We start from the raw sequence: 23,218 nt of genomic DNA on the forward strand, positions 1-23,218 counted from the left end.
ATTCCCTTTGACCGCGCGAAGCCCTAGACTCCTGAAATGACCGAATCAAAATCCATGATCCTCGGCTGTGCCGGGAAAACGCTCACCCGCGAAGAGATCCGTTTCTATCGCAATGAGTGCCCGTGGGCCTTCATCCTGTTCGCCCGCAACATCGGCGAGGCCGAGCAGATCCGCGATCTCGTCGCCGAGATGCGCGATTGCATCGGGCGCCCGGACGCGCTGGTGTTCATCGACCAGGAAGGCGGCAGGGTGCAGCGCCTGCGACCGCCGCTGGCGCCGAACTATCCGGCCGGTGGCGCGCTGGGGGCGCTTTGGCGCGACGATCACGACGCTGGCGTGCGCGCCGCCTGGCTGATGGCGCGGCTGCATGCCTTCGACCTCCTGCGCTATGGTATATCGGCGGATTGCCTGCCGGTGCTCGACGTCCCGATCGAAGGGGCCAGCGATGTCATCGGCGCGCGCGCCTATGGCAAGGACCCGCGTCCGGTCATCGAACTCGGCCGCGCCGCGGCCGAAGGCCTGATGGCGGGCGGCGTGCTGCCCGTGATGAAGCATGTTCCGGGGCACGGCCGGGCGTTTGCCGACACGCATTTCGAGCTGCCTGTCGTCGACGCCTCGCTCAGCGATCTGCAACGGCACGACTTTGCCCCGTTCCGCGAACTCAACCATCTGCCGATGGCCATGACCGCGCATGTCGTCTACAGCGCCATCGATCCCAAGAACCCGGCGACCACTTCCGGCAAGGTCATCGACGAGATCATCCGCCGCGAGATCGGCTTCGACGGGCTATTGATGAGCGACGACACCTCGATGAAGGCACTTTCTGGGGATTTCCCGACAAAGGCCGCCTCGATCCTTGCGGCCGGCTGTGATCTGGTCCTTCACTGCAACGGCGTTTTCGAGGAGATGGCGGGGATCGCATCGCGCACCAAAGGGCTTGAAGGCAAGTCGCTGGAGCGCGCCAAGCGGGCAATGACCTATATAAAGAAAAGCGACACGGTAGAAGAAACCGAGATACGCGCTGAATTCGCCACCTATTTCGACGCGGTGGCATAGCCAAGGGAAGTGACAGGGCAGTGGCGGAAGCATTGGAAAGCAAGGCTCCGAAGGCCGCACCGATGGACCGCCTGTGGGCCGAGAATGACGATTCACGCGTCACCGGCGATCCGTCGCTGGTCGTTGACGTGGCCGGCTTCGAGGGCCCGCTCGACCTTCTCCTGCATCTTGCCCGTACCCAGAAGGTCGATCTGGCGCGCATTTCGATCCTGGCACTGGTCGAGCAATATCTGACCTTTGTCGAGACGGCGAGGGCGCTGCGGCTCGAACTTGCCGCCGACTATCTGGTGATGGCGGCTTGGCTGGCCTTCCTCAAGTCGAAGCTGCTGATCCCCAAGCAGCCGGGCGAGGAGGGCGAAAGCGGTGAGGAACTGGCGGCGTTGCTGCAGTTCCGGCTGAAGCGGCTCGAAGCCATGCGCGACGCGTCTGCGCGTCTGGTCAACCGCAACCGGCTCGGTCGCGACGTATTCGCGCGCGGCATGCCGGAAATGGTGATCATCGAGAAGCGCAACGCCTATTCGGCGTCGCTCTACGACTTGCTGACGGCCTATGCCCAGCAGCGGCAGAAGCAGGCGATCAACAACGTGACGATCGCCAGGCGCGGTGTCTGGTCGCTCAAGGACGCGCGCGACATCCTGACCCGCCTTGTCGGGGCTGTAAGCGACTGGACGACACTGGAAAGTTTCCTGATCGTGTACATGACAAGCCCCGAGGAAAGGCGCACGGCGATCGCCAGTTCCTTCGCGGCAACATTGGAACTGGTGCGCGACGGCACGATGGACGTGCGGCAGGATCAGACATTTGCCCCGATCTATTTGCGCGGCCGCACGCAAGCAATCAAGGCAGTCGAGGTGGCATCATGAGCGAACGCGCCAACGCTTCGGTTGTCCCGTTCAAGGTCGAGGACGAGCCTGGGCAGGAGTTGTTCTCCGAGGATGTGGCCGAGCAGGTGCAGAACCCGGCCGAGCGTCTGCATATGGCGGAAGCCGTGCGCATGGCGGAGGCGATCGTGTTCGCCAGCGCCGAACCCGTCAGCGAAAAGCAGCTTGCCGCACGCCTTCCCGATGGCATCAATGTCGCGCTAGCCATGAGGGAGCTGCAGCAGATCTACGCCCGGCGCGGCGTCAATCTGGTGCGGGTTGGCGATGCCTGGGCCTTCCGAACCGCTGGCGACCTGGCTTTCCTGATGAGCCGCGATACGGTGCAGCAGCGCAAGCTGTCACGGGCGGCGCTCGAGGTGCTGGCGATCATAGCCTACCACCAGCCGGTGACGCGCGCCGAGATCGAGGACATCAGAGGTGTCGAAACCTCGAAGGGCACGCTCGACACGCTGCTCGAAACGGAATGGGTGCGCATGCGCGGCCGCCGCAAAACGCCCGGCCGCCCCGTTACCTATGGCACCACCGAAACCTTCCTCGACCATTTCGCACTCGAGGAAATCCGTGATCTTCCAGGCATGGAGGAACTGAAGGGCGCCGGCCTGCTATCGGGCCGCATGCCGTCGAATTTCTCCATCCCGCAACCGCCGGCCGATCCCGACGCGCTGACCGAGGACGAGGATCCGCTGACCGACATCGACTTCGAGGAGCTCGGTCTGCTGACGCCGCGCGTCACGGAAGATTGACCACGAGCGCCTTTCAAAAGCTGCTTTGCGGCTTTACATGCGCCGTTTGGTAGCGGGCCGCATCGCCGAAAATGCGTGACATCCGTCGGCCTTTCATAAACTCTGTCGCGGTTGTGTTTGAATCCCAAAGCGAAAACGCATAGATCATCGCCAGGGAAAACATTCGAGAGAGATTTGGTTATGGGTTCATTTTCGATTTGGCACTGGATGATCGTGCTGGTGATCGTGCTGCTGGTGTTCGGCCGCGGCAAGATTCCCGAGCTGATGGGTGACATGGCCAAGGGCATCAAGAGCTTCAAGAAGGGCATGGCCGACGACGACGTTGCCGACGACAAGCGCACCGTCGAACACCGTGCCGATGAGACCGTTTCGGCCGCGAAGGAAAAGGCCAGCAAGAGCTGAGCCAAAAGTTCTAGTCGGAACAGATTGCCATGTTTGAAGTCGGCTGGACCGAAATGCTGGTGATCGCGATCGTCATGATCGTGGTCGTCGGGCCCAAGGATTTGCCCAACATGCTGCGCACATTCGGCCGCACGACGGCGAAGCTGCGCGCCATGGCCGCCGATTTCCAGAAGCAATTCAACGAGGCCTTGAAGGAAGCCGAGCTCGACGACGTCAAGAAGTCGGTCGACGAACTCCGGGGTCTCAGCCCAGTCGCCGAGATCAAGAAGCAGCTCAATCCGTTCGAGCAGGCGGCGGCCGATGTGCGCGCCGGCGTCGACGCGGCGATGAAGCCGAAGCCGGCCGCCGATCCATCGGCCCCTGCAGCGGCGACGCCCCAGGCGGCCGAGCCGTTGAAAAACGGTGCAACGACCATGCCTGGCGTCAATGGCCCGGAAGTCACGCCCCCAGCATCGATGTTCCCGGCGATGACCGATGAATCGGTGGTGGCGGCTTCCACGGAACCGAAGGCATCCAGGAAAACCGCCAAGGCGGTGCCGGCTTCAAAAGCGCCATCCATTAAGGTGGTGGCGGCAAAAGCCTCACCCGCGGGGGCGGCAAAAACCGCACCCACGCCCAAAGCGTCGACAAAGGCCACGACAGCGGCAGTTCCTGAAACCGCGGCTGTGACGAAGCCTGCCGTCGCCAAGGCGCCTGCAGCCAAGGCGCCTTCTGCCAAGGCGTCCGCGAAAACCGAACCGAAACCTGCTGGGGCCAAGAAGCCGGCAGCCAAAAAGACGGCTGGAGCCGCCAAGTGAGCGTTTCGGACAAGGAAAAGGACGAGATCGAAAAATCGTCGGCGCCTCTGATGGAGCATCTGATCGAGCTGCGCAGGCGCTTGATCTGGTCTCTCGGTGGCTTCTTCGTAGCCTTCCTGGTTTGCTTCTTCTTCGCCAAGAGGCTGTTCAACCTTCTGGTTGTCCCCTTCAAATGGGCGACGAAATGGGCAGGGCTGGACCCGCACAAGGTCGAGCTGATCTATACCGCGCCGCAGGAATTCTTCTTCACGCAGGTCAAGCTCGCCATGTTCGGCGGCATGGTCATCGCCTTTCCGCTGATCGCCACGCAGATCTACAAATTCATTGCGCCCGGGCTCTACAAGAACGAGCGCAATGCCTTCCTGCCGTTCCTGATCGCATCGCCCATCCTGTTCCTGATGGGCGCCTCGCTGGTCTATTTCTTCTTCACGCCGATGGTGATGTGGTTCTTCCTCGCCATGCAGCAGGTCGGCACCGATGACCAGGTACAGATTTCGCTGCTGCCGAAAGTGTCGGAATATCTCAGCCTGATCATGACGTTGATCTTCTCCTTCGGCCTGGTGTTCCAGCTGCCGGTGGTAACCAGCCTGATGACGCGCGTCGGCATGCTGTCGTCCAAGGCGCTGGCCGAAAAACGCAAATGGGCGATCGTCATCGCCTTCATCGTTGCCGCGGTGCTGACACCTCCGGATCCGATGAGCCAGATCGGCTTGGCCATTCCGACCATCCTTCTCTACGAGGTTTCCATCTGGGCCGCGCGGTGGATCGAGCGCGACCAGGAGAAACAGCGGCTTGCGCGCGAGAAGCAGGAAGCCGGCGAGACCGTGGCCGACAAGGCGCCGGACGAGCCGCCAGCGCCGGCGGCCTCGTAGGGCATCGGCGGCGGCGGAAAACGACAACCGCCGCCCGGCCCATCTTGCATCGATCAAGGATGCGGTTTACGCCCCTCAAACCCAGCTTGAGGACGGACACCATGCTTGACATCAAATGGATTCGCGACAACCCGAAGGCCCTTGTCGAGGCGCTCATCAAGCGCTCGTGGTCGGCGGATGAGGCGCAGTCCACGGTTGACGGGCTGATCGCCAAGGATGAGGCGCGGCGCGAACATGTCACCGAGCTGCAGACCAGGCAGGAGCGCCGCAACGCCGCCTCGAAGGAGATCGGCAACGCCATGCGTTCGGGCGATGCCGCCCTTGCCGAGAAACTCAAGGCCGAAGTCGGCGAGATCAAGACCTTCATCCAGAACGGCGAGGCGCGCGAGCGCGAGCTTGACAAGGCGCTGAACGATGCGCTGGCGGTGCTGCCGAATGTGCCGTTCGGCGACGTGCCGGTCGGCAAGGACGAGCACGACAATGTCGTCAAGCATGTCGTCGGCAAGGTGCCGACACGGCCGAACTGGGTGAAGGAGCATTTCGAGATCGGCGAAGCGCTCGGCATGATGGATTTCGAGCGCGCGGCGAAACTGTCGGGATCGCGCTTCACCGTGCTCAGGAGTGGTCTGGCGCGGATGGAACGCGCCATCGGCCAGTTCATGCTCGACCTGCACACGACGGAGCATGGCTATGAGGAAGTGATCCCGCCGCTGATGGTGAAGGACGACGTTCTGTTCGGCACCAACCAGTTGCCGAAGTTCGAGGAGGATCTGTTCTTCACGCCACATGGAGAGGGCAGGCTTGGCCTGATCCCGACCGCCGAAGTGCCGCTCACCAACCTCGTGCGCGAAGAAATCACGGCGCATGAAAAGCTGCCGCTGCGCTTCACGGCGCTGACGCCCTGCTTTCGTTCCGAGGCAGGCTCGGCGGGACGCGATACGCGCGGCATGCTGCGCCAGCATCAATTCTACAAGGTCGAGCTGGTCTCGATCACCGACCAGGAATCCTCGCTCGCCGAGCATGAGCGGATGACACAATGCGCCGAGGAAGTCTTGAAGCGGCTTGAGCTGCCGTTCCGGACCATGGTGCTCTGCACCGGCGATATGGGTTTTGGCGCGCGCAAGACCTATGACATCGAGGTCTGGTTGCCCGGCCAGAACGCCTATCGCGAAATCTCGTCCTGCTCTGTCTGCGGCGATTTCCAGGCGCGCCGTATGGATGCCCGTTACAAGGACAAGGATGGTAAGGGCAACCGCTTCGTCCATACGCTGAACGGTTCGGGCACCGCTGTCGGCCGCGCGCTCATAGCTGTCATCGAAAACTATCAGAATGAGGATGGCAGCGTAACCATTCCTGAAGTGCTGCGGCCTTACATGGGCGGGCTGGAAAAGATCGAATCGAAATAATGCGCATTCTTCTGACCAATGACGACGGCATCCATGCCGAGGGCCTGGCGTCGCTCGAGCGCGTCGCCCGCACCCTTTCCGACGATGTCTGGGTGGTGGCGCCGGAACAGGACCAGTCGGGCTATGCGCATTCGCTGTCGATCTCGGAGCCGCTGCGGTTGCGGAAAATCGGCGAGAAGCATTTTGCCGTGCGCGGCACGCCGACCGATTGCGTCATCATGGGCGTCAAGAAGATCCTGCCCGGTGCACCCGACCTGATCCTGTCCGGCATCAATTCGGGCGCCAACATCGCCGACGACGTGACCTATTCCGGTACCGTCGCCGGCGCCATGGAAGGCGCGCTGCTCGGTATCCGGTCGATAGCGCTCAGCCAGGGCTACAGCACTGTCGGCGAGGATCGCGTCGTCCCCTATGAGACCACCGAAGCGCTGGCGCCGGCACTGCTGAAGAAGCTCGTCGCGACGCCGCTGCCGGACGGCGTCCTGCTCAACGTCAATTTTCCCAACTGCCTTCCCGAGGAAGTGGCCGGCACGGTGGTCACCACGCAGGGCAAGCTGGTGCACGGGCGCGGCCTGCCTTATTACTGGCTGCGCTTCGGCCGCGAGCCGGTCGAGGGCAAGCAGGGCACCGATCTCTTTGCCCTGCGCAACAGGCTGGTGTCTGTGACGCCGCTGCAGCTTGACCTTACCGCGCATGAGATCCGTGACCAGCTGAGCAAGGCGCTTGCATGAATCAGGGCTTTCCAATCGATGATCGCGAAGGATTTGCCGCTTTCCTGCTGCGCCTGCGCGGCAGGGGAACGGTGCCGAAGGCGCTGATCGCGGCTTTCGAGGCGACGCCGCGACGCGGCTTCCTGGCAGCGCAATACCACCAGATCGCCTGGTCGGACCGCATGCTGCCGATCGAATGCGGCGAAGCGATCGAAGGGGCGGATCTGCAGGCGGCGGTGATCGCCGCATTGGCCATTGAAACGGGAAACCGCGTGCTCGAGATCGGCACCGGTTCCGGCTACACATCGGCTGTCATGTCGCGGCTGGCGGCGCGGATCGTGACCGTGGATCGGTACAAGACGCTGGTCGAGCAAGCCAGGCAGCGTTTCGAGGCACTCGGCATAGGCAATGCCATCGTGCGGCAGGCCGATGGTTCCAACGGATTGCCCAATGAAGGGCCGTTTGACCGCATCGTCGCCTGGGCTGCATTCGACAGTTTGCCGCGCTTCCTGCTCGACCAATTGTCGAGCGGCGGCATCGTCATCGCGCCGATCGGGCCGGAGGAGGGCGAGCAGGTGCTGGCCAAGCTCACCAAGGTCGGCAGCCGTTTCGAGCGCGAGGATATCGGCCTCGTGCGGCTGCAGCCGATCCTGCGAAGCATTGCAGCGGTTATCTAGTTTCCGGCCGGCCGCCGGATCTCTTTCGGGCTCGCCATCGTGCCGCTGATCATCCCCAAATGTTTTAAGAAAATTTTCGTCGGATTCTAATGGGTTAACCGGCCAGTAACATTAACGCGCTTTAATCCTGTCCAGTTGGTGCAGCGTTTGTGCGGGTTAGTGCGATGCAACTCAGTGTTTTGAAGACAAATAGTCGCAATCTGGCGCGGGGCTGCGCTGTTCTGATGATTGCAGGCGCGGCGGCCGGGTGCAGTTCCCAGGCTTCGCGGTTCAACAGTGTCGACGACGTCTTCACGTCCTCGACCAACAATCAACGTGCCATCATCAACAAGCAGGATGCGGTGCAGCCTTATCCGGGCGATGTCTCGGCTGCTCCGCTTGATGGCAGCCACACGCAGTCGGTGAGCCGTTCCAGCCTCGATCCGGTTTCGAGCCGGCCTTTGCCGCCGCCGGCTTCCGCGCAGGCGCAGCCGGCTCCAGCGCTCGCGCCTGCCGCCAATCCGGTGCGTGTCGCATCGGCGCCGGCCTTGGTTCGGCCCGCTCCTCATGTCGACAGGACGACGACCGGCACTGTCGCGCCGGCCGCCAAGCCTTTCAAGAATGCCCAGCCCGACGAGCCGAGGATGGCCCAGGCAGGCACGCCGCACGCGACCGAAATCACCGTCAGGGACGGCGAGACCATTTCCGGCCTGGCGGCGCATTACAAGGTGCCGGCCGATGTCATCATGAAGGTGAATGGCCTGAGCCCGACCAAGGGGCTGAAGACCGGCCAGAAGATCGTCATCCCGGCCTATGCCTATTCGAGCAAGGCCGAGCCGAAGGTCGCCGACGCAAAGCCGGCAAAGGACGGCAAGCATGACCTGCCGGCCAGCGCGCCGGACAAGGTGGCGGTGCTGCCGCAGCAGCCTAAGCTGAAGGAGGGCAAGTCCGCCGCCCAGGTCGATGCGTCGGCCACGGCGAACCAGCCCAAGGAACCCAAGCCGGCGCAGATGGCCAAGGCAACCGGCGCCGCCGGTACGTATACGGTCCAGTCGGGTGACACGATGTCCTCGATTGCCAGAAAGACCGGCGTCGGCGTGGTCGCGCTGAAGCAGGCCAACGGCATGAAGGACGGCATATTGAAAATCGGCCAGACCTTGAAGGTGCCGGGCGGCGGAACGGCGACGGTTGCCAGCGCCAAGCCGGCCAAGGTCGATCCGGTGACCACCGCAACCACGCAAGCCCCGGCAAAGGCCACGCCTTCGGAAACGCTGGCCTCCTACACGCCGCCGAAGAAGGACGCCAAGGTCATCCAGCAGGCCGAGGACGACGACGCGGTGGCACCCGATGCCACCGGCATCGGCAAGATGCGCTGGCCGGTGCGCGGCCGGGTGATCTCCGGTTTCGGATCCGGCAAGGACGGCGTCGATATCGCCGTGCCCACGGGCACGCCGGTCAAGGCGGCCGAGAACGGCGTCGTCATTTATGCCGGCGACGGCCTCAAGGAATTCGGCAACACGGTGCTGGTGCGCCACGAGAACGGCCTGGTCACCGTCTATGGCCATGCCAGCTCGATCGAGGTCCAGCGCGGCCAGAAGGTCAAGCGCGGCCAGGAAATCGCGCTCTCGGGCATGAGCGGCACGACGGATTCGCCGAAGCTGCACTTCGAAGTGCGCAAGAACTCCGCCCCGGTCGATCCGTCAGGCTATCTCGAATAGAAGAAAAAAAGCGATATGCGGGCCGCCTGACCTCCAGTCCAGCCCGCCGGCTCAGCCCGTTCCGCAAGGAGCGGGCTTTTTCAGTTCTGTCGAAGGCCGGCCCTCAAGCGCGGAGATGATCACGCAGCGTGTCGGCGATCATGACCTCAAGGCTGCTGGCCTTGATACCGAGAAGCACCTCGGCGTCGGAAGAATCCACCAGCAAGGGGTTCTCGAAAAGATAGCTCATCTCGATGAGCTCATGCATACCCAATGCTTCCATCTCGGCAATCGAATAAGAACGGATTTCTGAAACCTCCTGTCGAAGCATCGCAGCGGTTTTCTGGATGAGCTCCCGGGGTGAGGCGTATTGCGAGGGGACGTGAAACGCCCGTCCCCATTCGCCCGTGAAGCGGGAAGCCGCGACCAGCGTCCTGGCGACGTCCTTGGTGAAGGCCCAGGCATGCGTCGCATCGAGGTTTCCAATGAAAGCGGTAGGCTTCCCTTCGATGATGGAGGGCAGGGCGACCAGCGAGAAGTAGCTGATCGCGCTGTGGCCGAGATAGTCGCTGGACCGCACTTCGATTGCCGGCACGTCGGCACGGGCGGCTCGCTGCCACATGATCGCCCTGGCCGTTCCCTTCTTCGAAGTAGGATCCAGGGACAGGTCGGAACGAAGCGGGCTATCGGCATTTTCCCCATAGCCATAGAGGTTGCCCAACACGATGAGTTTCGCGCCGACCGCTTCGGCCGCGCGCACGGTGCCGTCGATGATGGGGAAAAAATCGGTTGGCCACCTGTGATAGGTGGCCATGGCGCACATGAAGATGGCATCGGCGCCTTGGCAGACACGCGCGAGTTCCGACGCATCGGTAGCATCGGCCTGCATGGGCCGCACGTTCCGCAATGCGTTGGAGCCGACGCTTCGGCTGGTGAGAACGACATCATGTCCTTCCTCGCCAAGAAGGCGAGCGGTTTCGCGACCGACCGGGCCCGCTCCGACAACAACATAGAAACTCATGGTGTAACCTCTCGTCCAAGTTTGATGGAGAGGCGTGAGTACAGGTCGACGGCATTGAAAATCGCGCGGGAATTGCCAAATCTCGGACAGGTTTTGCCATGAATCGAGAGAGAGCATGCAGTCGCAATACGCTCCGGCTCAAGCCGTGTTCGATGTAACAATGGCCTCCCGGCATATCGAAGCCGGAGTCCACCGCCTGTCCCGGGCTCCACACCATCGCATCATGGTGCATGCCAGCGCGGCGACACGCTCCTACTGCGATCAGGTTGGGCGATATTTCGTCAGGCGCGCCGGGGATATCGACCTGGTGCCAGCCGGCCAGGAGGGCGGCTTCGAGGCCGAAACCCCGTTCGACACGATCGAGATTGCGTTGCAGCCAGCGCTGATGGAAAGGGTGGTGGCGGAGCTTGGCGGCAAGGGGCAAGCATTGCGGCTCGACACGCGCCACCTGCTTCGCGACCAGCGCATCGCACATCTCGCCTGGGCGCTCGGGAGCGAACTGAATGCAGATTCGCCAAGCGGCCCTTTGTTTGCCGACAGCATTGGCGCCGCACTGGCGGTGAGGCTGCTCGGCCTTGGTGAACCTGATATCGGTCGAACGAACCGTTTGTCGGATACCCAGCTCAAACGCGTGCTGGAGCACATCGAGGCGTCTCTTCACGAGCCGCTTTCGATTCATCGACTAAGCCGCGTTGCCGGCGCGAGCAGCTCGCATTTGCGGACATGGTTCAAAGTGGCAACGGGCGTCACCTTGCACCGCTATGTGTTACGGCGTCGCGTTGAACGCGCACGCGTTCTGCTGCAGCGAGGCGACCTCAGCACAAGCGAAGTAGCTGAAATGACGGGCTTCGCGCACCAGTCACACCTGGCGCATTGGATGCGCCGCGAGATCGGTCAAACGCCGCGCGATTTGCGACGGACGCCGCCGCCCAAATGACGCTGTCGGTCGATCGGGTTGGCGACGCGATCCAACGCCTCAATCCTTCAATGGCTTGCCGAGCCTGCCGGCCAGATCCTGGGTGAATTGCCAGGCGACGCGGCCTGAGCGGCTGCCGCGTGTGGTGGCCCATTCCAGCGCTTCGGCGCGCAACTGCTCGGGGTCGATGTCGAGGCCATGATGGCTGGCATAGCCGTTGACCATGTCGAGATATTCGTCCTGCGAGCATTTATGGAAGCCGAGCCACAGCCCGAAACGGTCGGATAGCGAGACCTTTTCCTCGACCGCTTCCGATGGGTTGATGGCGGTCGAGCGCTCATTGTCGATCATGTCGCGCGGCAACAGGTGGCGGCGGTTCGAGGTCGCGTAGAAGATGACGTTGGCCGGACGGCCCTCGACGCCGCCTTCGAGTGCTGCCTTCAGCGACTTGTAGGACGTATCGTCATGGTCAAAGGACAGATCGTCGCAAAACAGGATGACGCGGAAGGGGGCCGCCTTCAGCAGGCCCATCAGCTTCGGCAGCGTGTCGATGTCCTCGCGGTGGATTTCTATCAGCTTGAGTGGCAGGCCGGGCTTCGCCTTGGCATTGATCTGCGCGTGTACGGCTTTGACCAGCGACGATTTGCCCATGCCGCGGGCACCCCACAACAGGACGTTGTTGGCGGCGAAACCGGCGGCGAAGCGCTCAGTGTTGTCGACGAGGATGTCGCGGACGCGGTCGACACCGCGGATCAGGCCGATATCGACGCGGTTGACCTTGCGCACCGGCTCCAGATATCCGGGATCGGCCTGCCAGACGAAGCAGTCGGCCACGTCGAGGTCGGTTTCAGGCGCCGGCGGCGGCGCGAGGCGGCTGACCGCCTCGATCAGGCGGTCAAGTTTCTGGTTCAGGGCGTCGATGCTGGTATCGGTCATGTCGGGTCTTTTTTGCTTCGGTTTTTGCGGTGGCAGGTAGGTCCGGTTCGATTCCGGCGGTTTCGAAACTGGTTGCAACCATTTGTTCGAGCGTGATCTTTTCCGAAAGCTGGCTCGCGGTTTTCGCGATCCTGCTCTAACACGGCTAAACAGGCCGGAAAAGCAGCCGATTTGCCCGGCCGCGCAGTTGCATTGACAACTTTACCGACTATATTCCGGCCAAATTTCTAGGGGCCGCCAAATCCCGCTTGATCGTTTGGTGGCTGTTTTTCAAAATTCAGGAGTACCTCGATGTTCGTGACACCGGCATACGCCCAAGGCATCGGCGGCGCCTCTCCCGATATGTTCATCAGCATTTTGCCGTTTGTCCTGATTTTCGTGATCATGTATTTTCTGATCATCCGCCCACAGCGCACGCAGCTGAAGAAGCGCGGCGAGATGCTGGCGGCGGTTCGTCGCGGCGACACTGTCGTCACCGGCGGCGGCTTTGTCGGCAAGGTGACGAAAGTGATCGACGACAACGAGCTGGAGATCGATCTTGGCGGCGGCACCAAGGTGACGGCGCTGCGCTCGACGATCGCCGATGTGCGAGTCAAGGGCGAACCGGTCGCCAACCAGAACGCCAAGAAATAACCAGATTCAAGGCGGAGCGATCCGCGGACACGCTCTGACGGACGACGCCCTATGCTTTATTTCTCGCGCTTCAAGATGATCCTGATCTGGCTGGCCGTGGCCGCCACAGTGATCCTCGCCGCGCCCAACCTGTTCCCCGCCAGCACGCTGGCTCAGCTGCCCAGTTGGGTGCCGAAGCGGCAGATGACGCTCGGCCTTGACCTGCAGGGCGGTTCGCACATCCTGCTGGAGATGAACCAGAACGATCTGATCAAGGATCGGTTGGAGACGACGCGCGACGAAATCCGCACACTGCTGCGCGATGCCAAGATCGGCTATACCGGTCTTGCCGGCAGCGGCAAGACCCTGCAGGTCCGCATCACCGATCCCGCCCAGCTCGATGCCGCCAAGAAGGCATTGAAGACTTTGACCGATCCTGTCGCCGCCGGCTTGTTCACCGGCGGTTCCATCCAGGAAATGGCGCTGGATGATTCCGAGCCGGGCCTGCTCAAGTTCACCGTCACCGACGCCGGCATCAAATACCGCACGTCGACCGCGTTGGCACAATCGATCGAGGTGGTCGAGCGCCGCGTCAACGAACTCGGCACGACCGAGCCTATCGTGCAGCGGCAAGGCGAGGACCGCATCCTCGTCCAGGTGCCTGGCCTGCAGGATCCGCAGCGGCTGAAGGAAATTCTCGGCCAGACCGCGAAGCTGACCTTCCAGATGGTCGACCAGTCGATGCCGGTGCAGGACGCGCTCAAGGGGCGCCCGCCAGCCGGTTCGTCGGTGCTCTATTCCCAGGACGATCCGCCGGTTCCATACCTGATCGAGAACCGCGTTATCGTGTCGGGTGAAAACCTCGTCGACGCACAGGCGACGTACAATTCGCAGAACAACGAGCCGGTGGTTTCGTTCCGCTTCGATTCCAAGGGTGCCGCCCGCTTCGGCCAGGCCACCGCGCAGAACGTCGGCAAGCTGTTCGCCATCATCCTCGACAACCAGGTGATTTCGGCGCCGCAGATCCGTGAACCGATCCTTGGCGGCACCGGCCAGATTTCCGGCAATTTCACAGCCCAAAGCGCCAACGACCTCGCCGTGCTGCTGCGCGCCGGCGCGCTGCCCGCGACATTGACGGTCATCGAGGAGCGTACCGTGGGTCCGGGCCTGGGCCAGGATTCGATCCATGCGGGCAAGGTCGCGGGCATCATCGGTTCGATCCTCGTCGTGGCATTCATGTTCGTCGCCTACGGTTTCCTCGGCTTCCTCGCCAATATCGCGCTGGCGGTGCACGTGGCGATGATCGTCGGGCTGCTGTCGCTGCTCGGCGCGACGCTGACCTTGCCCGGTATTGCCGGTATCGTGCTGACCATCGGCATGGCGGTCGATTCCAACGTGCTGATCTACGAGCGTATCCGCGAGGAGCGACGCGCCGGCCGCTCGGTGATCCAGGCGATCGACACCGGCTTCTCGAAGGCGCTGGCGACCATCGTCGATTCCAATGTCACCTCGCTGATTGCGACAGTGGTGCTGTTCTATCTCGGTACCGGACCCGTGAAGGGCTTTGCCATCACCTATGCCATCGGCATCCTGACCACGGTCTTCACCGCTTTCACCTTCACCCGCCTGCTGGTGTCGATCTGGCTGCGCCGCGCACGTCCGAAGGAACTGCCGCGCGCACCGGTGACTTTCGTTCCGCCGGGCACGAAAATTCCGTTCATGGGTATCCGCCGGTGGACGTTCGCGCTGTCCAGCACATTGTCGATATTGTCCGTCGTGTTGTTCATGAGCGTCGGCATCAATTACGGCATCGACTTCAAGGGCGGTTCCCTGATCGAGGTGCAGTCGAAGAGCGGCGATGCCAATATTGGTGACATCCGCAGCAGATTGACGGAACTGAACATCGGCGAAGTGCAGGTGCAGCAGTTCGGTGCACCCAACGACGTGTTGATCCGCGTCGGCACGCAGGATGCCGGTGAAAATGCCGAGCAGACCGTGATCGACAAGGTGCGCGGCGAGCTGCAGGATCAGTATAATTTCCGTCGCGTCGAAGTGGTGGGCCCGACGGTTTCCGGCGAGTTGGCCAAGCAAGGCACGATCGCCATGATCGTCGCGCTGGCCGGCATCCTGATCTATGTCTGGTTCCGCTTCGAATGGCAGTTCGCGGTCGGCGCCATTGTCGCGACAGTGCACGATGTGGTCATGACGCTCGGTTTCTTCGTCATCACCGGGCTCGAGTTCAACCAGTCGTCACTGGCGGCGATCCTGACCATTATCGGTTATTCGCTGAACGACACGATCGTGGTCTATGACCGCGTCCGCGAGGATCTGCGAAAATACAAGCGAATGCCGTTGCCGCAGCTGTTGAACAACGCCATTAACGAGACGTTGTCGAGAACGACGCTGACGTCCGTGACGACCAGCTTGGCGCTGCTGGCGCTGGTGCTGTTCGGCGGCGAAGTGATCCGCTCCTTCACGCTGGCGATGCTGTTCGGCGTCGTGTTCGGCACGTATTCGTCGATCTTCATCGCGGCGCCGTTGCTGATCCTGTTCAAGCTGCGGCCGCAGGCTTCGGCCGACGAGGAAAAGCCGGTCAGCGGCGGCAAGGCCGTCGCGACCTGACGCGGCCGCGAGGGGTGATAGAGTGATGGCCGGCAAAGGCATCATCATCCGCGAGGCGCATTTCCCCGGCCGCGCGCCGATCGAGGCCTATGGCAATGGCGGCTTCCGCTTTGCCGACATGTCGCATCGCGGCTCTCTCATGTGCCTGCCCACAGGCATCCATGGTTGGGAGCCGGCAAATCCCCTGGCGCTGACTGTCGCGGATTTCGACAGGCTGCTCGCCGAGGCCGACAAGGTCGAGATCCTGCTGGTTGGCATGGGTCGGGATCTCAGGCCGTTGCCGGCGGCACTGCGGGCCGCGCTGAAGGATGCCGGCATAGCGTCCGACCCGATGTCGACTGGGGCAGCAGTGCGGACCTACAATGTCCTTCTGGCTGAAAACCGCGCCGTGGCAGCCGCGCTCATCGCTGTCGATTGATATGTCGCAGAATACTGAAATCGTCATGGATGCGGTGCGCGTCGCCGACCATGATCGGTATCTCACCGCGCTCTACGCGCCGGCCGACAAGCGCAAGGCGCTGTTTTCGCTGTACGCATTCAATGCCGAGATATCAGGCATTCGTGACCGCATCCATGAGCCTTTGCCCGGGGAGGTCCGGCTGCAATGGTGGCGCGATGTCATCGCCGCCGGCGGCGAGGCGGGCGCGGGCCATCCCGTTGCCGAAGCCTTGAACACCACCATTGCGGCGTTCAAGCTGCCGAAACTGGCCTTTGAGAACATGCTCGAAGCACGCATTTTCGATCTCTACGACGATCCGATGCCGTCGCGCACCGATCTGGAAGGCTATTGCGGCGAGACGGCAGCCGCGCTGATCCAGCTTGCGGCAATGGTGCTCGATCCTGTCGAGGCGCCAAGGTTCGCCGAACTGGCGGGCAGGGCAGGTTGCGCGCAGGCAATGACGGGCCTTTTGCTTCTGTTGCCGCTGCACCGCGGGCGCGGGCAGTGTTTTGTCCCGGCTGACATCCTGGCGGCCGCGGGCTCGTCGCCGGAAGAGTTTATTGCCGGCGATGGCGGTCCTGGCGCCCAGCGCGCCGTGGCCGCGATGATCTCGCTGGCGCGCGAACATCTTTCCGCCTTCGAGCGGGGTGCCGCCGCGCTGCCGGGGTCGTTGCGTCCGGCATTCCTGCCGCTGGCGCTGTCACGCGCTTATCTCGACAAGATGGAAGGCTCGCGCCGGACCCCGCTCGGGGGCGTGGCACGGCTGTCGGCGTTGCGCCGGCACTGGCTGCTGTTGCGCCATGCGGGCAAGGGCTGGCCGACACATTGACGTAAACGTCAATCGTGTTAAGAAGTCCGCCTGCCGAGAACTGTCGCCTAAGACGACAGGCTGGCCCGGAGGAGATTCCCGTTCATGAGCTTGCCCGTGCTGGTCGTGATCGTCGTTCTGGGCATCGCGCTGTCGGTAGCCGCCGTGCATTTCACCGGCGGCAGCAATATGGTCACTCTGACCGGCGCGGATCAAGCCACGGGCCGTTTCGCAGAGGACTTTCCCGACGAGATTGTGACCGCGGTTCGACTAACCGCGGACAGCCGATCCGCTTTTCTCGATCTTGCCCATGGCCGCACGGGCATCGTCCACGGTATCGGCGACTGCTTTCTGACCCGCGTCGTAACGCCTCGGGACGCCGTTGTGTCCAAAACCGACGAGACGAACACGATCCACCTGCGGCTGACGGACTTCACTTGGACGGGCGGCCGCTTCCGCTTCGCCAACGCCGCCGACGTGCAGGCCTTGCTGAACGCTCTTGGGCCGCGAGACACGAGTTCCGCGAAGGAGGCAGCGTGATGGACAGCTATGAGTTTCCGCAGGTCACCCAACTGGCCATTCCGTTTTTCGTCGCCGCGATCCTGATCGAGCTCTGGCTGGTGCGGACCGGTCGCGCCAAGGGCTCGTTCGAGACCCGCGACACGCTGACCAGCCTGATGATGGGCACCGGCAATGTCGTCGCCGGGCTGCTGCTCGGCGTCGTGTCCTACTGGGCGCTGTTGTGGCTATGGCAGTTCCGGGTCTTCAATCTCGGCCTGTCGGTTTGGGTGTTCCTGGCGGCCTTCCTGCTCGATGACCTGCGCTACTACGTCTACCACCGCATCGCGCACCGGGTGCGCTGGGTGTGGGCGGAGCACGTCAACCACCATTCCAGCCAGCACTACAATTTGTCGACGGCGCTCAGGCAAAGCTGGACCGGCCTGTTCACCTTCATGTTCGTGCTGCAGGCGCCGCTGGTGCTGCTCGGCTTCCATCCGGCGGTGATTGCCTTCACCTTCGGTTTCAACCTGGTCTGGCAGTTCTGGATCCACACCGAGACGATCGGCAAAATGTGGAACTGGTTCGAGTTCATCTTCAACACGCCCTCGCACCACCGCGTCCACCACGCCACCAACCCGCGCTATCTCGACGCCAACTATGCGGGCACGCTGATCATATGGGACCGCATGTTCGGTACCTTTGTCGAGGAGTTGGAAGAGGACCGCCCGCGCTACGGAATCGTGAAAAATCTCGGCACTTTCAATCCGCTGAAAGTGGCGTTCCACGAATGGATCGGCATGTTCAGGGATGCCTTCGCGCCGGGGCTGACAGTGAGCGAGCGACTGAACTACCTGATCAAGCCACCAGGCTGGAGCCATGACGGCTCACGCGAAACTTCGGAGACGCTGAAGGCTGCTTATGTCAGGCGAAATCCTGCGGAGGCGGGCAAGCCAGGCTTGCCGTTAGCGACCGCCGAGCCGGCCGAGTAGCTGTCCGATCAAGAGGGCTTGTCGCTATCGCGCATCAGCGCTTCGTAGTCGCGGCCGCCGTAGAAGATGTTGACGATGTGAACGACATCGCTTTCGACCACGTAGGCTATAACAGCGGAGTGTTCGAAAGGAACCGTCCTCAGTCCCGGCGCGATGTCATCACGCGGGCGACCGCCACGAGGGACGTTTCCAACGCCCAGGCAGCGTTCCTTGATCCGGTCAACGAAACCGTTGGTGATGCTTTCGCTTCCGCTGCTCTCAAGCACATAGGCGGCGATAGCCTCAAGGTCGGATATAGCTCCTTCGCTAAGAACGACGGCGAGACGCTGAATCATCATTGTCTCGCGCCAGTTGCGAAATGCGGTTCTTTACTCTGTCGATTGCCTCATTGAGCGGAACGGCGGGTCTCGTATCCTCGATCGACGCCTTCACACGCGCCCTGATCGAGGCCATGCGCTCGGCGTGTTCCTCTTCTTCGCGTTGGAAAGCGCGAAGAGCTGCGCGGATAACCTCGCTGGCCGAGCCGAACGAACCGTCCTCGACTCTTTCGCGGATCATGCGTGCCATCGCGGGTGTGACGGTGACGGATAGTTTCTCGGCTGCTTCCATGGAACGGCTCCGCTCGGCGTAAAGTAGGATAGTATCCTACTTTACGCCGAGCGTCCATCAGGCCGCGAGCTTATTCGGCAGCCTCAGCCGTCTGCGCCGGCACACCCAGCCATTCACGGCAGTCTTGCAGGGCACGCGAGGTGATGGCGTGGCGCTTGGCGACGGTCTTGTCCTTGCCGCGCATGCGCTTGCCCTCGCTCTTCGGCGCCTCGACCGGCGGGAACAGGCCGAAATTGACGTTCATCGGCTGGAAAGAGCGTTTGCCCGGCTCGTCGTCGGAAACGATGTGGCCACCGGTGATGTGGTTGAGCAGCGCGCCGAAGGCGGTGGTAAGCGGCGGTAGCGATGGTGCATGGCCGAGCCGCTCGGCCGCGGCGAAGCGCCCGGCGAGCAGGCCGATGGCGGCGCTCTCGACATAGCCTTCGCAGCCGGTGATCTGGCCGGCGAAGCGCAGGCCGGGTCGCGACTTCAGCTGCAGCGAGGCGTCCAGCAAGGTCGGCGAGTTGATGTAGGTGTTGCGGTGCAGGCCGCCAAGGCGGGCGAAGTCGGCGTTTTCGAGGCCCGGAATGGTGCGGAACACGCGCACCTGTTCGGCGTGCTTCAGCTTGGTCTGAAAGCCGACCATGTTGTAGAGCGTGCCCAGCGCATTGTCCTGCCGCAACTGGACGACCGCATAGGCCTTCACCGTCGGATTGTGCGCATTGGTGAGGCCCATCGGCTTCATCGGTCCGTAGCGCAGCGTCTCGACGCCGCGTTCGGCCATGATCTCGATCGGCAGGCACCCGTCGAAATAGGGCGTGCCTTCCCATTGCTTGAACTCGGTCTTCTGGCCGTCGACCAGCGCCTGCACGAAGGCGAGGTACTGATCCTTGTCCATGGGACAGTTGATATAATCCTTGCCGGTGCCGCCAGGCCCGACCTTGTCGTAGCGCGACTGGAACCAGCAGGTATCCATGTCGATCGTGTCGAAATGGATGATCGGCGCGATGGCATCGAAGAAAGCGAGCGCATCGGCGCCGGTCGCTTCGGCGATCGACTGGGCAAGCGACGGCGCGGTCAGCGGCCCGGTGGCGATGATCGCCTGGTCCCACTCCGCCGGCGGCAGGCCGGGAACTTCCTCGCGCTCGATGGTGATCAGCGGATGTGCCTCGAGCTTTTTCGTCACTGCGTCGGAAAAACCATCGCGGTCGACGGCCAGCGCGCCGCCTGCCGGCACCTGGTTGGCGTCGCCGGCGCTCATGATCAGCGAGCCGGCCAGCCGCATTTCGGCATGCAGCAGGCCGACGGCGTTGTTTTCGGCGTCGTCGGAGCGGAAGGAATTGGAACAGACGAGTTCGGCCAGGCCATCGGTCTTGTGGGCATCGGTGCCGCGAACCGGGCGCATTTCATGCAGGATGACGGGAACACCGGCCTCGGCCGCCTGCCATGCCGCTTCGGAACCGGCGAGGCCGCCGCCGATGATATGGATTGGATTTTTGCTCATGGCCGCCGGAATAATCGCTTGCCGCGGCGATTGCAATTGTCGCGTGGCGGTAACGCGAAACGCCTGGTCGGGAACACCTGCCCCTGAATACAACGACACCCGCCGGGGGAGGAGGTCCGGCGGGTGTCGTTTTGGGGGTCGACCCTCAGGAGGAGGTGAAGGCCGACCGTATTCATCATCGCCGGGGAGGAGGTCGGCTCAGACGAAATTCTCTTCGCATTTTTAGAGAGGGCGAAACCTCTGGGGTAAAATTCGTTTGTCCCGGGGAAACAGCGCCCGCCGCGGGAGGAGGTGCGGCGGGCGCCGTTTGGGTGGCCAACCTTCGGGAGGAGGTGAAGGTTGGGCCTATTCGTCATCGCCGGGGAGGAGGTCGGCTCAGACGAAATTCTCTTCGCATTTTTAGAGAGGGCGAAACCTCTGGGGCAAAATCCTTTTGCCCCGGGGAAACAACGCCCGCCGCGGGAGGAGGTGCGGCGGGCGCCGTTTTGATGGTCAACCCTTGGGAGAGGTAAGGGCGGACCGAATTTCGCTTGGGTCGGGGAGGAGGTCGACCCCAGCGAAATTCCTTGGTTAGATCGCCTGGCGGGCGATGATCTTGATTTCGTCGCGGACGATACCGAGATCATGCAGCTGGCGGTTCGAAAGGCGACCCAGCTCGGTAACCGTCTCGCGATAAACGCGCCAGTTACGATAGTTGCGGATCAAGTTCATTGTCGTTCTCTTTTTCAAAACTGGTTCGGACCATTTGCGGCCCGAAGGATTAGACCGCCTTGCGAGCGACGTAAGGGATGTCGCTGCGGCTGATGCCGAGGTCGGTCAGTTCACGGTTGCTCAGGCGGCTCAGCTCGGAGACGGTGTCCCGGTAGCGGCGCCAGTTGCGGTAGTTGCGGATCAGGTTCATGGTAGTTCTCGTTTCGTCTTTCTTGCGGATCATTCCGTTTGTGTACGAACCATAAGTAGGGGGACCCATATCGATTTAAAAGCGCTATGGCTGCATGGCAGCAATGCAAATTGTGCAATGCAACATTAACGCGGTTTCACCGACCCGACACAAAGAAGCCAGAATCAGAAAGTGCCGTGACGTCAACGGTTTGGGCTGATCGGCTGAAAAAAGACCAACTGGGGGAGAAGGGGAATGGCGGGCTATTCATCACGACTAAGGTCCGATATCGCGCGGTGGCGGCAGGCAGGCCTGATCGACGCCGCCACAGCCGATTCCCTGACCCGTGACGTCGACGCCAACGGCCGCCAGTCGCTCAGCTTCGGCTCGATCCTCGCGATGATGGCAGCCCTGCTCTTTGGAGCGGCCATCCTGATCTTCGTCGCCGCCAATTGGGAAGCGATCCCGCGGCTGGCACGGGTGGCCGCGCTGTTCGCCGTTATCCTTGGCGGCTATGTCGGCGGGGCGGTGCTGAAGACGCGCGACCATGCGGCGATCGGCGAAGCCCTGTGGGTCGTGGCGGCGGCCGCGTTCGGCGCTTCGATCGCGCTGATCGGGCAGATGTACCATTTGTCCGGCGACGAGGCTTCCGCCCTGGTCACCTGGGGCGCCGGCACGGCATTGGCGGCCGTGGCGCTGCGCTCCAACGCGCTGACCGTGACAGCGATCGGTATCGCCGATGCCTGGCTGTTCCTGAAAGGGTTCGACTATTACAGCCGTAGCGAGTTTCCGCACGCCTTCATCGTCATGGCGGTGGTGCTGTTTGCCGTATCGTTCTGGACCCGCAGCCAGCCGGCGCGGCATCTGATCATCCTGTCGCTGCTTTTCTATTTGGTGCTCCTGGCCATGGATCACGCGACACTGCCGGTAGCGATCCCTCTGGTCATCGTCTCCGTCGCGCTTTTCGCAGCTGCCGTTCTTGCGCCGGAACCGGTCGACAGGATCGTGCAACTCGGCGGTCGTTTGCCCCTACACGCGCTGCTCGGCTTCCTCACCGGCCTGGCCATCATCCAGTTCGAACTGGCTGACGAGAGCACCTACAACAGCGGTTTCGTCATCGCTTCGGTCGTCGCATTGGCCGGCATCGTCGCGGCTGTCGTGTTCGCAGGCCGTGAGAGCCGCGGGCTGCGCTGGCTGGCCTATCTCGGCTTCGCCTTCGAACTCGCCATCATTTATGTCGTGACGCTTCAGTCGATGCTCGACACCGCCGGCTTCTTCCTCGCCGCCGCGCTGCTGCAGGGCGTGCTTGCGATCGTCATCATCCGCGTCGAAAAACGCATGAAGGGTCCGGCCATTGGGGGAGCCACGGCATGATGACCGGGAAGAGGCTTGTCATCTCGGCGCTGGTGCTGGCGCTCGTCCAACTCGGTTTTCTCAGTTGGATCATTGCCAGCCGTGCGGCGATCCTGCGTAACGGCAAGGAAGTGCTGCTGAAGATCCAACCAGTCGATCCGCGCGACTTGCTGCGCGGCGACTATATCGTCCTCGGCTATGACATCTCGCGCATACCGGTGAAAATGATCGCCAACATTGCGTCCGACAAACAGTCCAGCGACGACACCTCGATCGTGGTCCGGCTGAAGAAGGGCGCCGACGGCTACTGGACGCCGACCGCCGCCTGGTTCGGCACGGCACCGACGCCGGCCGCCGCGGACGAAGCCGACATTTCGGGCCATGTCGCCGCAGGTTGGGATCTTCGCGGCGAAGGCATGACGATCGCGCCGGATTACGGCATCGAGCGCTTCTATCTGCCCGAAGGCGAGGGGATGGCGATCCAGAGCGACATGCGGGTGCGCCCGTTCGGGATCAAGCTGGCGCTCGCCGCCGACGGCACGGCGCAGATCAAGGCGCTGATGGATGGCGACAAGACGCTTTTCGAGGAGCCGCTTTATTAGACCGTGGGACGCGCGATAACGACGCCGGTCCTCTTCGCCAGGTTTCGCAGGACGCTCCTTCGTCTAGCGAGCGTCGGGTGGCCTGCCACCCGACGCTCAAAGCGCGAAAAAGTGGTGCGGGTAGAGGGACTCGAACCCCCACGATCTCTCGCCAGAACCTAAATCTGGTGCGTCTACCAGTTCCGCCATACCCGCGTGGCCCGGCAATCCCATGTAGCCATCATTCT

26 protein-coding genes and 1 tRNA gene are annotated in these 23,218 nt (G+C 62.5%); 19 read left to right on the top strand and 8 right to left on the bottom strand.

Features of this window, described 5'->3' with window-relative positions:
• The first annotated feature begins 36 nt into the window (after positions 1–36).
• From nagZ to FJW04_RS21735, 10 genes are all read left to right on the top strand, one after another.
• Positions 37–1,056, top strand: a complete 1,020-nt coding sequence (gene nagZ / locus FJW04_RS21690; protein WP_140716626.1) for a beta-N-acetylhexosaminidase — start codon at positions 37–39, stop codon at positions 1,054–1,056.
• Positions 1,057–1,118: 62 nt separating this feature from the next.
• Positions 1,119–1,919, top strand: coding sequence for a ScpA family protein (locus FJW04_RS21695; protein ID WP_140716902.1), 801 nt, complete (start codon positions 1,119–1,121; stop codon positions 1,917–1,919).
• A complete protein-coding gene (gene scpB, locus FJW04_RS21700) occupies positions 1,916–2,680 on the top strand; it encodes an SMC-Scp complex subunit ScpB (protein WP_140716628.1) in 765 nt (254 codons plus the stop codon). The genes FJW04_RS21695 and scpB overlap by 4 nt, the downstream gene beginning before the upstream one ends.
• Before the next feature lie 180 nt (positions 2,681–2,860).
• A complete protein-coding gene (locus FJW04_RS21705) occupies positions 2,861–3,082 on the top strand; it encodes a twin-arginine translocase TatA/TatE family subunit (RefSeq protein ID WP_015317533.1) in 222 nt (73 codons plus the stop codon).
• Positions 3,083–3,111: 29 nt separating this feature from the next.
• On the top strand, positions 3,112–3,879 hold the full coding sequence (gene tatB / locus FJW04_RS21710; RefSeq protein WP_140716630.1) for a Sec-independent protein translocase protein TatB: 768 nt from the start codon (positions 3,112–3,114) through the stop codon (positions 3,877–3,879).
• The gene (gene tatC, locus FJW04_RS21715; RefSeq protein WP_023769965.1) at positions 3,876–4,751 is read left to right on the top strand and encodes a twin-arginine translocase subunit TatC; all 876 of its coding nucleotides are present in this window, start codon (positions 3,876–3,878) and stop codon (positions 4,749–4,751) included. The genes tatB and tatC overlap by 4 nt, the downstream gene beginning before the upstream one ends.
• Before the next feature lie 101 nt (positions 4,752–4,852).
• On the top strand, positions 4,853–6,157 hold the full coding sequence (serS, locus tag FJW04_RS21720) for a serine--tRNA ligase (protein WP_140716632.1): 1,305 nt from the start codon (positions 4,853–4,855) through the stop codon (positions 6,155–6,157).
• Positions 6,157–6,888: a 5'/3'-nucleotidase SurE gene (gene surE, locus FJW04_RS21725; RefSeq protein ID WP_140716634.1), complete on the top strand. Its 732-nt coding sequence runs from the start codon at positions 6,157–6,159 to the stop codon at positions 6,886–6,888. Before serS ends, surE begins: the two co-directional genes overlap by 1 nt.
• Positions 6,885–7,544, top strand: coding sequence for a protein-L-isoaspartate(D-aspartate) O-methyltransferase (locus FJW04_RS21730; protein WP_015317538.1), 660 nt, complete (start codon positions 6,885–6,887; stop codon positions 7,542–7,544). The genes surE and FJW04_RS21730 overlap by 4 nt, the downstream gene beginning before the upstream one ends.
• A 164-nt stretch (positions 7,545–7,708) precedes the next feature.
• Positions 7,709–9,241: a peptidoglycan DD-metalloendopeptidase family protein gene (locus tag FJW04_RS21735; RefSeq protein WP_140716636.1), complete on the top strand. Its 1,533-nt coding sequence runs from the start codon at positions 7,709–7,711 to the stop codon at positions 9,239–9,241.
• Between the two features lie 103 nt (positions 9,242–9,344).
• Here the strand turns inward: FJW04_RS21735 and FJW04_RS21740 are convergent, their stop codons facing one another.
• Positions 9,345–10,241 (bottom strand): NAD-dependent epimerase/dehydratase family protein, encoded by an 897-nt coding sequence (locus FJW04_RS21740; protein ID WP_140716904.1) that lies wholly within the window; start codon positions 10,239–10,241, stop codon positions 9,345–9,347.
• Between the two features lie 115 nt (positions 10,242–10,356).
• Here FJW04_RS21740 and FJW04_RS21745 point away from each other — a divergent pair, with 115 nt between their 5' ends.
• Positions 10,357–11,178: an AraC family transcriptional regulator gene (locus FJW04_RS21745; RefSeq protein ID WP_140716638.1), complete on the top strand. Its 822-nt coding sequence runs from the start codon at positions 10,357–10,359 to the stop codon at positions 11,176–11,178.
• Positions 11,179–11,217: 39 nt separating this feature from the next.
• On the opposite strand, the gene FJW04_RS21750 is transcribed toward FJW04_RS21745, so the two are convergent.
• Positions 11,218–12,093 carry an ATP-binding protein gene (locus FJW04_RS21750; RefSeq protein ID WP_140716640.1) on the bottom strand — a complete coding sequence of 292 codons (876 nt, stop codon included), beginning with the start codon at positions 12,091–12,093 and terminating at the stop codon, positions 11,218–11,220.
• A 291-nt stretch (positions 12,094–12,384) separates the two neighbouring features.
• On the opposite strand from FJW04_RS21750, the gene yajC reads away from it, so the two are divergent.
• The 6 genes from yajC to FJW04_RS21780 all read left to right on the top strand — a co-directional run bounded on the left by yajC (position 12,385) and on the right by FJW04_RS21780 (position 18,064).
• Positions 12,385–12,726, top strand: a complete 342-nt coding sequence (yajC, locus tag FJW04_RS21755) for a preprotein translocase subunit YajC (RefSeq protein ID WP_010909882.1) — start codon at positions 12,385–12,387, stop codon at positions 12,724–12,726.
• 51 nt (positions 12,727–12,777) lie between these two features.
• Complete coding sequence (gene secDF, locus FJW04_RS21760; protein WP_140716642.1) at positions 12,778–15,327, top strand: protein translocase subunit SecDF; 2,550 nt, start codon at positions 12,778–12,780, stop codon at positions 15,325–15,327.
• Positions 15,328–15,352: 25 nt separating this feature from the next.
• Complete coding sequence (locus FJW04_RS21765; protein ID WP_140661122.1) at positions 15,353–15,745, top strand: Mth938-like domain-containing protein; 393 nt, start codon at positions 15,353–15,355, stop codon at positions 15,743–15,745.
• A 1-nt stretch (position 15,746) separates the two neighbouring features.
• Complete coding sequence (locus FJW04_RS21770) at positions 15,747–16,595, top strand: phytoene/squalene synthase family protein (protein ID WP_181173023.1); 849 nt, start codon at positions 15,747–15,749, stop codon at positions 16,593–16,595.
• A gap of 84 nt (positions 16,596–16,679) precedes the next feature.
• The gene (locus FJW04_RS21775) at positions 16,680–17,114 is read left to right on the top strand and encodes a hypothetical protein (RefSeq protein WP_140716644.1); all 435 of its coding nucleotides are present in this window, start codon (positions 16,680–16,682) and stop codon (positions 17,112–17,114) included.
• Positions 17,114–18,064: a sterol desaturase family protein gene (locus FJW04_RS21780; RefSeq protein WP_181166278.1), complete on the top strand. Its 951-nt coding sequence runs from the start codon at positions 17,114–17,116 to the stop codon at positions 18,062–18,064. The genes FJW04_RS21775 and FJW04_RS21780 overlap by 1 nt, the downstream gene beginning before the upstream one ends.
• A gap of 8 nt (positions 18,065–18,072) precedes the next feature.
• On the opposite strand, the gene FJW04_RS21785 is transcribed toward FJW04_RS21780, so the two are convergent.
• The 5 genes from FJW04_RS21785 to FJW04_RS21805 form a co-directional block, all read right to left on the bottom strand.
• Positions 18,073–18,399, bottom strand: a complete 327-nt coding sequence (locus tag FJW04_RS21785) for a type II toxin-antitoxin system RelE/ParE family toxin (protein WP_140661125.1) — start codon at positions 18,397–18,399, stop codon at positions 18,073–18,075.
• Positions 18,371–18,673 carry a type II toxin-antitoxin system ParD family antitoxin gene (locus tag FJW04_RS21790; protein WP_015317549.1) on the bottom strand — a complete coding sequence of 101 codons (303 nt, stop codon included), beginning with the start codon at positions 18,671–18,673 and terminating at the stop codon, positions 18,371–18,373. Before FJW04_RS21790 ends, FJW04_RS21785 begins: the two co-directional genes overlap by 29 nt.
• Before the next feature lie 70 nt (positions 18,674–18,743).
• Entirely contained in the window at positions 18,744–20,156 is a 1,413-nt protein-coding gene (trmFO, locus tag FJW04_RS21795) for a methylenetetrahydrofolate--tRNA-(uracil(54)-C(5))-methyltransferase (FADH(2)-oxidizing) TrmFO (protein ID WP_140661126.1), read from the bottom strand.
• A 570-nt stretch (positions 20,157–20,726) separates the two neighbouring features.
• Entirely contained in the window at positions 20,727–20,867 is a 141-nt protein-coding gene (locus FJW04_RS21800) for a DUF1127 domain-containing protein (protein WP_013531314.1), read from the bottom strand.
• A gap of 49 nt (positions 20,868–20,916) precedes the next feature.
• The gene (locus FJW04_RS21805) at positions 20,917–21,057 is read right to left on the bottom strand and encodes a DUF1127 domain-containing protein (RefSeq protein WP_013531315.1); all 141 of its coding nucleotides are present in this window, start codon (positions 21,055–21,057) and stop codon (positions 20,917–20,919) included.
• A gap of 234 nt (positions 21,058–21,291) precedes the next feature.
• Between FJW04_RS21805 and FJW04_RS21810 the strand changes: the two genes are divergently transcribed.
• Both FJW04_RS21810 and FJW04_RS21815 read left to right on the top strand, forming a co-directional pair.
• The gene (locus tag FJW04_RS21810) at positions 21,292–22,410 is read left to right on the top strand and encodes a DUF2157 domain-containing protein (RefSeq protein WP_140716648.1); all 1,119 of its coding nucleotides are present in this window, start codon (positions 21,292–21,294) and stop codon (positions 22,408–22,410) included.
• Positions 22,407–22,991, top strand: coding sequence for a GDYXXLXY domain-containing protein (locus FJW04_RS21815; RefSeq protein WP_140661128.1), 585 nt, complete (start codon positions 22,407–22,409; stop codon positions 22,989–22,991). The genes FJW04_RS21810 and FJW04_RS21815 overlap by 4 nt, the downstream gene beginning before the upstream one ends.
• A gap of 112 nt (positions 22,992–23,103) precedes the next feature.
• On the opposite strand, the gene FJW04_RS21820 is transcribed toward FJW04_RS21815, so the two are convergent.
• A tRNA-Leu gene (locus FJW04_RS21820) sits at positions 23,104–23,186 on the bottom strand.
• Positions 23,187–23,218 lie beyond the last annotated feature (32 nt).

Source organism: Mesorhizobium sp. B2-7-3, from assembly GCF_006440715.1.
Taxonomy (GTDB): Bacteria; Pseudomonadota; Alphaproteobacteria; order Rhizobiales; family Rhizobiaceae; genus Mesorhizobium; species Mesorhizobium australicum.